This is a genomic window from Catellatospora tritici (genome assembly GCF_019083965.1).
GTDB classification, from domain to species: Bacteria; Actinomycetota; Actinomycetes; order Mycobacteriales; family Micromonosporaceae; genus Catellatospora; species Catellatospora tritici.
In genome coordinates, this window is sequence record NZ_JAHRCY010000035.1 from 64634 (window position 1) to 75886 (window position 11253).

Sequence of the window (11253 nt, forward strand, 5' to 3'; positions counted from 1 at the left end):
GCCCAGCTGCCGGACGCTCTGTGGCACGCGGTCGGCTGACCGTCGGCGGCAGCTGACGCGGTCCGTCGGACAGGGTCGACGCCCTGCCCGACGGACCGTATGGGTCGGTCACGGAGATCCGCACCGTCGGGCCCGGCGCCTCGGTGACGTAAGACCGGGTGGTCAGGGCCTCAACCCCGGCTCCACTTCTGGTCGTTGCCGCCGGTGCAGGTCGCCAGGATGATCGGGGTGCTGTTGGTGCTCCCTGCGCCGCTGGGGGCCAGGCAGATGCCGGACTGGACTCCGGTGATGGTGCCGTTGGTGTTGACGTTCCACTGCTGGTTGGCGCCGCCGTTGCAGTCCCAGATGATCACCTTGGTGCCGGAGCTGGTGCCCTGGGCGTTGGCGTCGAGGCATTTGCTGCCGTACACCTGCAGCTGCTTGCCCGCCGTGTAGGTCCACTGCTGGTTGGTGCCGCCGTTGCAGTCCCACAGGGTCACCTGGGTGCCGTTGGTCTGGGACTGGCCGGGGACGTCCAGGCACCTGCCTGAACTGGTGTTGACGAGCGGACTGGTGCTGCCGCCCGAGCCGCCCACCACGGACAGATTGTCGAACTGGGCGGTCTCGCCCTGGCTGGTGCCGAACCCGACCTGCCCGGTGCCGAAGGTGGAGTCGGTGGCGGTGCCGACCGTCGTGCCGTCGATGGCGGCGGTGATGGTGCCGCTGGAGAAGCCGAGGGACAGGCTGTGCCACCGGTTGGTGCCCAGCGCCGAGACGGTGCCGCTGCGCAGGGTGGTCAGCTGTCCGCTGGTGTTGTTGCGCAGGATCGACCAGGATCCGGTGTCGGTGACCCGCAGGAAGTAGGCGTTGTAGTTGCCGATGGGGTCCAGGTTCGTCGACCCGACATGGCCTTCCAACTGGGCGTAGCCGGACCGTTCGAGCATGACGTCGGCGGAGGCGGTGTAGTTGCCCCAGTTCAGGTTGCCGCCGTAGGTGGCGGGGTCGGCGAGGGTCTTCCAGGTGATGGGGGCCTGCTGGGACATCTGGCGCAGGCACATGCCGGACCGGCCGCCGCCGCAGGACACGACCTCGAAGGCGCCCTGCATGTCCTGCAGGTACTTCGGCATCCGGCCGCCGGCGTAGCTGTCGAAACTGTCGCTGTACGGAAGACTCAGCGAGCCTTGACCCGGGCTGGTCGCGGTGCCCTTGCCCTGCCCGGTGGTCGTGGTGATGCTGTAGAGGTAGCCGGGCTGGACCGTCAGTGAGAAGGCGCCGCCCGCCGGGGTGATGTCGCTGCTGTGCACGAAGAAGTCGTTGGTGTTGTTCGAGTTCAGGTTGGTCGCCCAGACGTGCACCTGGCCGGTGGACAGGCCGCCGGTGATGTTGAAGGTGAGCTGCTGGGCGCTCGTGGCGTCCATCGTCTCGATGATCGTGCTGTAGTCGGTGTTGTTCGTGGACTTCAGTGACACGTAGCTGCCGTTGTTGCGGTTGCCGCCGAGGTAGCCGCTGGAGGAGTCCAGGTACCGCCAGCCCGGTGCGGTGAACTGGGTCGTGTGGGCCAGGGCCCAGGTGTTCTTGCCCACCGAGTACCAGCCCGACCACGGCTGGTTGGCCAGGATCAGCCCGACGGTGGCCCAGGGGAGGTTCGGGGTGATCGCCGCGATCAGGTCCCAGTTGAGGTAGGCGACCATCCGGCCGTCGATGTAGCCGCGGTTGATGCCCCGGGCCAGCGGCTTGGCGCCGTCGTTGTAGTCCTGCGAGCCGCCCTCGCTGTTCCACAGCGTCTTGCCCGTGCCGGTGGCGGTCGACGACACCGAGCAGGAGGTCTGCGCGCTGAGGTAGCCACACACGTAATGGGCGCTGAGGACATCGATGCTGTTGCGCAGGGTGGAGTTGCCGGCGACCGTGTTGGCCGGGCCCCAGCTGCCCGGGTAGTCGTCACCGAAAATGATCTTCACGCCACTGTAGCCGTTGCTGTTGAGCGCGTTGCGCAGGTTGATGGTCCAGGTCGCGTCGGTGCGCTTCTCGTTCTGCGCGGCGGTGACGTAATCCATGGTCAGGTTGTGCTGCCTGGCGCAGCCCAGCCAGTCCAGATAGTAGTTGATCATGTCCTGGGACATGAAGTTGCCGTTGCCGATCCAGCCCGGTGCGCCCCAGGGCAGCGCGGCCAGCCTGATGCTGGGGTTGCGGGCCTTGGCCTGTTCCATGATCCACCACTGGTAGCCGCGGTTGCAGTCCAGGTCCCCGCGGACGTGCTCATGGCTTGGTTCGGAGCCGCTGGTCGAGTTGGTGTCGCCGCCCATCTCGACCTTGAGGATCTGCAGGGCCGCGCCGTAGCCGGGTTTGAACAGGTAGTCGAGGATCTGGCCGCGCTGTGGCTCCGGGTAGTCGATGAGCAGTCGGCTGTTGCCGCCCCCGCCGCTGACCGCCCCTACGCCGTCGAACGTCTGTCCGCCGGAAGATCCGTTGACGGTGATCGACGTGGCCGCCTGCGCCGGGTCGGCGGTCACCGCCACCAGGCCCGTGGCGACCAGGCAGGCGGCGGTCAGGGCGGCCGCCTGCCGCGACCGGTGAAGAATTCGTCTCATTTCCAACATGGAGTGGATCCCTTCGGGTAGCGGAACGGATGCGCCAGACCCGGCATGGCGCCAATGCTGTGGATTTCGCGATTCGCGACGTGTACGCGGCATGGTCGGGCGTGGACCGGGCGCCGTCCGCGCCGGCGAGTCGGCGCGGACGGCGCAGAGCTTTCAGCGGTAGCCGGCGGCCACGATGTTGGCCTGGACCGCGTTCTCGGTCGCGTCGGAGGGGTAACCGGCGACGATCGCGCCCTCGTAGAAGGTTCCGGCGCTGAGATTCGCGCCGCCGCCGGGCTTGCAGCAGTCGCCCCCGCTGCCCAGGATGATGGCGCCCTGCTTCTTCATGGGGCTGTACCCGCTGGGCAGTCCACCGTCCCACAGGGTGTACAGGCTGCCGGACTGGGAGTTGCTGCCCTTCATGGCGAAGCGCGAGGTGCCGTTGTTCTTCAGGGTGGCGGTCACGAACTTGCTGGTGAACGCCCGCTGGTTCGGGTTCCACGACTGGCTGCCGCCGGTGTACAGACCCCACTCCAGGTCCGCCTGAACCCACGGACCTGATCCGGAGCAGCCGCCGAACCAGCACTGTGTGCTGAAGTTGATGGCGTCCATCGCCCCGGCGGCGTCGGCGCTGCGGGTCGTCTCGCTGTTGCCGTAGTCGAAGCAGCAGCCGCCGTTGACGTGGGTGCCGCTGGTCACCATGTACATCCCCTCCGGCGCGCTACCGGTCGGCACACCGGTCAGGTGCCCGTCGCGCCAGTAGCTGTTGCCCGGATTGATGTACAGCGAGTACGCCTTGCTGCCGCCGACCGTCAACGACTCCGAGGTAGCTCTGGCGGGGCTGCTCTGGCTGGAGCCGGGCACCACGCTGGAGCCCTGGTACCACAGGTCGTTGCCGCGACCGGACTGGTCGTACACGACGGTGATGACGCAGGTCGTGCCGGCGCAGAAGGAGTCCTGCGCGCCGGCGTTCGCCACGCCGCCGGTGTTCAGCACGGCGATGTTCCTGGTCGTGTTGTCCGAAGACCGTCGCACTTGGTAGAGATTGCCGCTGTACGACTGGTAGAGCGCCCGGGTGGTGCTGTGGGCGGCCACGCAGGGCGTCGCGCCGGCGGCGTAGATGTCGCACGGGCCCGAGCCGGGGGGCGGCGTCGTCGTGGTGGACTGACTCCACTGCTGGTTGGCGCCGCCACTGCACGACCAGAGAATGATCTTCGTGCCGTTGGCCGTGGCCGCGCCGTTGGCGTCCAGGCACAGTCCGGACTGCACGCCGGTGATGGTGCCGTTGGTGTTGAGGTTCCACTGCTGGTTGGTCTGCCCGTTGCAATCCCAGATGATCACCTGGGTGCCGTTGGTCGTGCCTCGGCCGCTCGCGTCGAGGCATTTGCTGCCGTACACCTGCAGCTGCTTGCTGGAGGTGTAGGTCCAGGACTGGTTGGCCTGACCGCTGCAGTCCCACAGCTGGATCTGGACGCCGTTGTTGGTGCTGGAGTTGGGCACGTCCAGGCAGCGGCCGGACTGACCGCCGGTGATCGGCGTGGGCGTGCCGACGGTCGCCGCCGCCGCGACGCCGCTGGTGGCCAGCAGTGTCAGGCCGCTGGCGAGGAGGGCAAGGAGCGCGGCGCTCAGCGCGGGCAAGCATCGCCTGTGCTGGGCACTTCGCTGATGCGAATAGTCCATGGCCGGGTTCCTTTTGGTTCGTTGGGCCGGGGTGAGGGCGGTCCGGACTGTGGTGCTTAGCGAATCGATCCAAAGCGATGGTAGCGCTCACATCTGCACGGTCAATACGGCAACCTGCAACGTCTCAAGCTGGATCTGGATGCGACTCCTGATGTTGATGAGCGATAACATAATTGCGCGCTTCATTTTTGGTCACGGCGGATGAGTTTGAATGTCAGCACGCTACATGCGACTGGACCGACGAGATTGTGGACAGTCGTTGACACCGAATGAATCCGGCGGGAATGATGTCCGTGGAGCCCGATAGGCGGCGCCGCGGATGAGGGCAGAATCAACCGGCGGCGAAGCTTCCCATTGGCACGCCTCTGTAGCGGACAGATCCGGGCAGCACCCGATCACGCACGCACAGACCTCTCCAGGAGATGCGTTGAAACCCGATCTCATGTCTTCGCCCCGACGACGGATGCTCGCCGCCGCGGTATCCGCGGTGTCCGTCGTCGCCGCCGCCACCGCCGGGCTGCTGCTCGGCGCGAGTGAGGCGTCAGCCGGCACCCTGACCGGCAGCTTCTACCGCGACCCGACCTCGGCCGTGAACCAGTGGCTGGCCGCCAACCCCAACGACTCGCGGGCCTCGCTGATCAGCCAGCGCATCGGCAGCCAGCCGCAGGCGCGATGGTTCGCGTCGTACAACCCGAGCACGATTCAGTCGCAGGTCAGTTCCTACGTGAACGCCGCGAACAGCGCCAACCGGATCCCGGTGCTGGTCGCATACATGATCCCCAACCGTGACTGCGGCGGGGCCAGCGCCGGGGGCGCACCCAGCTACACCGCGTACCGGAGTTGGGTCGACGCGTTCGCCGGCGGCCTGGGCAGCCGTACCGCCGTGGTCATCCTCGAGCCTGACTCCCTGGCGTTGCAGACCTGCCTGTCGGCCACGGAGAAGGCCGACCGCAACTCGGCGCTCAGCTACGCGGTCGGCAAGCTCAAGCAGGTCAACCCAAGTGTCAAGGTGTACCTCGACGCCGGACACTCCGCCTGGAACAGCGCCGCCGACGCCGCCTCGCGGCTGCAGGCCGCGGGTGTGGCCAACGCCGCCGGGTTCTTCTCGAACGTCTCCAACTTCCACTGGACCGCCGACGAGGTGAACTTCGGCCGCAACGTGCTCAACTCGCTCGGCAACGGAAACCTGCACCAGGTCATCGACGTCAGCCGCAACGGCAAGGGTGCCCTGGGTAGCGAATGGTGCGACCCGGCCGGGCGCGGCACCGGTGTCGCGCCGACCACGGCCACCAACGAGGCGACCGTCGACGCGTTCCTGTGGGTCAAGCCGCCGGGCGAGGCTGACGGCTGCGCCGCCGCCGCGGGCACGTTCGTGCCGGACCTGGCGTACTCGCTGGCGCAGAACGGCGTGGTGACCAGCCCGCCGCCGAGCCCGTCGGCGTCCGCGTCGCCGTCGCGGTCGGCCTCGCCGTCCCCGTCGCCGTCGGGGAGCACCCCGGCGGGGTCCTGCACGGTGGCGTACCGGGTGGAGAACCAGTGGGACACCGGCTTCACCGCCTCGGTCACCCTGACCAACCGCGGCCCGGCCATCACAACCTGGACCGTGACCTGGTCCTACGCCGGTAACCAGCAGATCACCAATGCCTGGAACACCGTGCTGACCCAGAGCGGCACCGCCGTCACCGCCAAGAACGTCGGCTACAACGGCTCGGTCGCCACCAACGGCAGCACCAGCTTCGGTTTCCAGGCGACCTACAGCGGCACCAACACCAGCCCGACTGTTTTCAAGCTCAACGGCACGACCTGCAGCTGAACCCGGTTCCGGAGTCCGGACGTCGCCCGACGTCCGGACTCCGGCGGTGTGGGCGAACGAGCCCGCGCATCGGGCTGCCTTCTACTTGCCTACTAACCTCGAGTCATATGACGTGTTCGTGAAGCGTTTCGCGACAAAGTTCCGATCTTCCGCGCGGTGTCGAATCTGGTTCTGGTCGCCTGGCGACGGTGATGAACAGGGAATGATCGGCAAGTGCAGAGTGGCGTGCGCAATCGACGCCAGTCGTTGACATGTGACGTGATATGTCGTTAACGTGGCGCTGTCCCTCTGGGACATACGGCCCCAGGGGCAGGGGCCGAGCGCGTCAACGCAGCCGTGTGGTGAAAGAACGCCGGGCCACTCGCGGTCGCGCTCCTGGCTTCGTCACCGAGGCCGGATCCACCTGCCGACGCATCGACCAATGGCTTTCCCAACCCGGGGGACGGCGGTCCGGTCGTGCGCTCGGAGTGCTCCAGTCGCACGCGGCCACCGGCAGTGCCGCCCGCTCCAAGCAGAGGAGACAGCATCGTGACAACGATCCACTTACGAAGGCCGCGCCACCGGTGGCTGGCCGCACTCGGCACGGTCACCATGGTCGTCGCGGGGGCCCTGGCGGTGACCGCACTGACCGGTCCGTCCGCGTTCGCCGCGACGACAGCGGGATGCGGCAAGGCTCCCACGCTGCACAACGGAACGTACAACATCCAGAGCAGCGGCCAGAGCCGCAGTTTCATCCTGCGCGTCCCCGACGGCTACAGCAACACCCGGCCCTACCGGCTGATCTTCGCCTACCACTGGCGGGGAGGCACCATGAACGATGTCTCCTCCGGTGGAACCAGCGGGACCGCCTGGTCGTACTACGGCATGCAGGAACAGTCCAACAACAGCGCGATCCTGGTCGCCCCGCAGGGACTCGGCAACGGCTGGGCCAACACCAACGGTGCGGACCTCACCTTCACCGACGACATGGTCCGGATGATCGAGAACGATCTGTGCGTCGACACCACCCAGCTGTTCGCCATGGGCTTCAGCTACGGCGGTGGGATGAGCTACGCCGTCGCCTGTGCCCGCGCGACCACCTTCCGGGCCGTCGTGGTCTATTCGGGCGCCCAGCTGTCCGGGTGCGCCGGCGGCACCCAGCCGATCGGCTACTTCGGCATCCACGGCATCTCCGACAACGTCCTCAACATCTCGCAGGGTCGGTCGCTGCGGGACACGTTCCTGCGCAACAACGGCTGCGCCGCACAGAACGCCCCCGAACCGGCTCCCGGCAGCGGCCGGCACATCACGACCACCTACTCCTGCCGCGCCGGATACCCGGTGCAGTGGGCCGCCTTCGACGGCGGCCACGGCCCGGCGCCGGTGGAGGGATGCTCCGGCTGCGAGGACGGCGTCAGGACTTGGAGCAAGGGGGAGGCCTGGCGGTTCCTGTCCCAGTTCGGTGCCAACCCGTCACCGAGCTCACCGCCGCCGAGCAGCCCCGCACCCGGCCAGTCGAACGTGCTGATGGTCGGCCAGCAGTCGGGTCGCTGCGTCGACGTACCCAATTCCGCCACGGCGAACGGCACCCAGGTGCAGCTCTGGGACTGCCATGGCGGGACCAACCAGCGCTGGACCTACACCGCGAGCCGGCAGCTGACGGTATACGGCGGCAAGTGCCTGGACGCCAACGCCCAGGGCACCGGCAACGGCACATCCGTGATCATCTGGGACTGCAACGGGCAGGCCAACCAGCAGTGGAACGTGAATTCCAACGGCACGATCACCGGCGTCCAGTCGGGGCTGTGCCTCGACGTCAGCGGTCAGGCAACCACCAACGGAACGAAGATCCAGCTGTGGAGCTGCCACGGCGGCACCAACCAGCAGTGGACCCTGCGCAACTGACAGACCGGCTGGCGGTGGCAGCCCGTGCCGCCGCCAGCCTTCACCCCTCCTACCGGATCACGGAGTCAACAGTGACCTTCACATTGCGGCGCGCCTCGATACGCGTGCTCGCCCTGGTGCTCAGCCTCTCGTGCCTGGCGGTGATCGCGCCGCGCACCGCCCGCGCCGACAACCCGATCGTGCAGCACATCTACACCGCCGACCCGGCACCGCTGGTCTACAACGGCCGGGTCTACCTGTACACCGGACACGATGAGGACAACTCGACCTACTTCACGATGCGTGACTGGCGCGTGTGGTCGTCGGCGGACATGGTGAACTGGACCGACCACGGATCACCGATGAGCCTGGCGACCTTCAGTTGGGCCAGCTCCGACGCCTGGGCGGGCCAGGCCGTCTACCGCAACGGCAAGTTCTACTGGTACGTGCCGGTGCGGATGTCCAACGGGTCGAACGCCATCGGCGTCGGGGTGTCGGACAGCCCGACCGGACCGTTCCGCGACGCGCTGGGCCGTCCGCTGATCCAGGGCTCCGAGATCGACCCGACCGTCTTCATCGACACCGACGGGCAGGCGTACCTGTACTACGGCAACCCGCACCTTTGGTACGTGCGGCTCAACGCCGACATGATCTCCTACTCGGGCAGCCCGACGCAGATCCCGCTGACCACCGCCGGGTTCGGCACCCGCAGCGGAGACGCGAACCGGCCGACCCTGTACGAGGAAGGGCCCTGGTTCTACAAGCGCAACGGCCTCTACTACATGGTCTTCGCGGCGAAGTGCTGCTCCGAGTTCATCGCCTACGCCACCTCGACCGGCCCGACCGGGCCGTGGACGTACCGCGGCACCATCATGCCCACCCAGGGCGGCAGTTTCACCAACCACCCCGGGATCGTCGACTTCAACGGCGGCTCCTACTTCTTCTACCACAACGGCGCGCTGCCCGGCGGCGGTGGCTACACCCGATCGGTCGCGGTGGAGAAGTTCAGCTACAACAGCGACGGCACGATCCCGACGATCAACATGACGGCCACCGGCGCACCGCAGGTCGGCACGCTCGACCCGTACGTGCGGCAGGAGGCGGAGACCATCGCCTGGGGCAGCGGCATCGAGACCGAGGCTGCGGGCGAAGGCGGGATGAACATCGGCTGGATCGAGAACGGCGACTACATCAAGGTCAAGGGCGTGGCCTTCGGCACCGGTGCGAGCTCGTTCACCGCCAGGGTGGCCTCGGGAGCCAGCGGTGGCCGGATCGAGGCGCGGCTCGACAGCGCGACCGGAACGACGGTCGCGACCTGCACCGTGGCGGGCACCGGCGGCTGGCAGACCTGGACCACGGTGTCGTGCCCGGTGACCGGCGCGACCGGCACCCACGACCTCTACCTGCGCTTCACCGGTGGCAGCGGATACCTGTTCAACGTGAACTGGTGGCAGTTCACCACCGGCCAGGCCACCGGCTACCCGACCGGCTATCACCCCCTCGTCATCGGCAACAACGGCCTGTGCGTGGACGTGAGCGGCATGTCCACCGCGGCGGGCGCGGCGATCATCCAGAGCACCTGCAGCGGGCAGAACAGCCAGAAGTTCCAGTTCGTGCCGGTGTCCAGCGGCTACGGCCGCCTGCAGGCCCAGCACTCCGGCTATGACGTGGCCGTGGCCAACAGCTCCACCGCCGCCGGGGTCCTCAACATCGTCCAGCAGGTGCCCAACAGCGCGTCCAACAGCCTGTGGCTGCCGGTGCAGCAGTCAGACGGCTCGTACTCGTTCCGGAACCAGAACAGCGGACTGTGCCTGGACGTATACGGCGCCAACAGCACCGTCGGCCAGCAGCTCGACCAGTGGCAGTGCAAGAACGCCCCCGGCAACAACCAGGACTTCTCACCCCGCTGACAACCGATGACCGGTCATCGCCGTGGCATCAAAGGAGCTATCCGTGAAACGAACGATCGCCGCGGCGGTGGCCGCGCTGCTCGTCACGCTGGGGTTCGTCGCCCTGGCGGCACCACCTGCGTCAGCCGCGACGCTGACGCAGGTGGTGAACTTCGGCAACAACCCCACCAACCTCAACATGTACGTGTACGCGCCGGACACCACGACCTCCCGTCCGGCACTGCTGGTGCTGGTCCACTACTGCGGCGGCTCGGCAGCGCAGATCTTCGGCGGCAACGGCCGCGACTACGCGACCGCGGCGGACCGGTACGGCTACGTCATGGTCCTGCCCGAGGCCACCCGCTCAGGCCACTGCTTCGACGTCTCCACCCCACAGGCGCTGCGCCGGGACGGCGGCGGCGACTCCACCGGCATCATGTCGATGGTCAGCTGGGCACGCACGCGGTACAACGTGGACTCTTCCCGCATCGTGGTGAGCGGCTTCTCGTCCGGGGCGATGATGACCAACGTCCTGGCCGCCGAGTACCCGGACGTCTTCGCTGCCGCCTCGGCGTTCTCCGGGGTACCGGCCGGCTGCTTCGCCACCACCGACGGCTCGCTGTGGAACAGCCAGTGCTCCGGCGGCAACATCAGCAAGACGGCGCAGCAGTGGGGAGATCTCGCGCGGGCGATGTATTCCGGCTACGCCGGCCGCTACCCCCGCATGCAGCTCTGGCACGGCACCACGGACACCACGTTGGCCTACCCGAACTTCAACGAGGAGATCAAGCAGTGGACCAACCTGAACGGCTTGGGCCAGACACCCTCGTACACTGACAGTCCGCAGGCGAGCTGGACCCGGACGCGCTACGGCAGCACCGGCACGCAGGCCACTGTCGAGGCGGTGAGCATCTCCGGTACGGGCCACACCCTCCCGCAGGCGGGAATGCTCGCCTATGCCATCTCTTTCCTCGGCCTGGACACGGGTGCGCCGCCCGGCAGCCCGTCGCCCAGCAGTACGGCACCGGGCCGCACCAATGTGATGATCGTCGGGACCGGCTCCGGCCGCTGCCTCGACGACCCCAACGGCGCCACGGCCAACGGAACCCAGATGCAGTTGTACGACTGCTGGGGAGGCACCCCGCAGCGGTGGACGTACACCTCGACCAGGCAGTTGACCGTCTCCGGCAAGTGTCTGGACGCCAGCGGCCACGGCACGACCAATGGCACCGCCGTGATCATCTGGGACTGCAACGGCCAGACGAACCAGCAGTGGAACCTCAACGCCGACGGCACCATCACCGGCGTCCAGTCGGGGCTCTGCGCCGACGCCGCAGGCGCCGCCACCGCCAACGGCACCAGAATCCAGCTCTGGAGCTGCCATGGCGGCACGAACCAGCGATGGAGCCTGCGCAACTGAGGCGAAGGGCGCCGTGACAGAAGCCGCCGTGCG

At 67.7% G+C, this 11253-nt stretch carries 6 protein-coding genes; 4 read left to right on the forward strand and 2 right to left on the reverse strand.

Annotated elements, in window-relative coordinates; genetic code table 11:
• Positions 1-170 precede the first annotated feature (170 nt).
• On the reverse strand, positions 171-2567 hold the full coding sequence (locus KUA19_RS39945) for a ricin-type beta-trefoil lectin domain protein (RefSeq protein WP_372452021.1): 2397 nt from the start codon (positions 2565-2567) through the stop codon (positions 171-173).
• 162 nt (positions 2568-2729) lie between these two features.
• The gene (locus KUA19_RS39950; protein WP_372452022.1) at positions 2730-4193 is read right to left on the reverse strand and encodes an arabinofuranosidase catalytic domain-containing protein; all 1464 of its coding nucleotides are present in this window, start codon (positions 4191-4193) and stop codon (positions 2730-2732) included.
• A gap of 484 nt (positions 4194-4677) precedes the next feature.
• Between KUA19_RS39950 and KUA19_RS39955 the strand changes: the two genes are divergently transcribed.
• From KUA19_RS39955 to KUA19_RS39970, 4 genes are all read left to right on the forward strand, one after another.
• Complete coding sequence (locus KUA19_RS39955) at positions 4678-6048, forward strand: glycoside hydrolase family 6 protein (protein WP_217404864.1); 1371 nt, start codon at positions 4678-4680, stop codon at positions 6046-6048.
• Between the two features lie 537 nt (positions 6049-6585).
• Positions 6586-7932 (forward strand): RICIN domain-containing protein, encoded by a 1347-nt coding sequence (locus KUA19_RS39960; RefSeq protein WP_372452027.1) that lies wholly within the window; start codon positions 6586-6588, stop codon positions 7930-7932.
• A 71-nt stretch (positions 7933-8003) separates the two neighbouring features.
• Positions 8004-9821: a family 43 glycosylhydrolase gene (locus KUA19_RS39965; protein ID WP_217404865.1), complete on the forward strand. Its 1818-nt coding sequence runs from the start codon at positions 8004-8006 to the stop codon at positions 9819-9821.
• Between the two features lie 43 nt (positions 9822-9864).
• A complete protein-coding gene (locus KUA19_RS39970) occupies positions 9865-11220 on the forward strand; it encodes an extracellular catalytic domain type 1 short-chain-length polyhydroxyalkanoate depolymerase (RefSeq protein ID WP_308167919.1) in 1356 nt (451 codons plus the stop codon).
• Positions 11221-11253 lie beyond the last annotated feature (33 nt).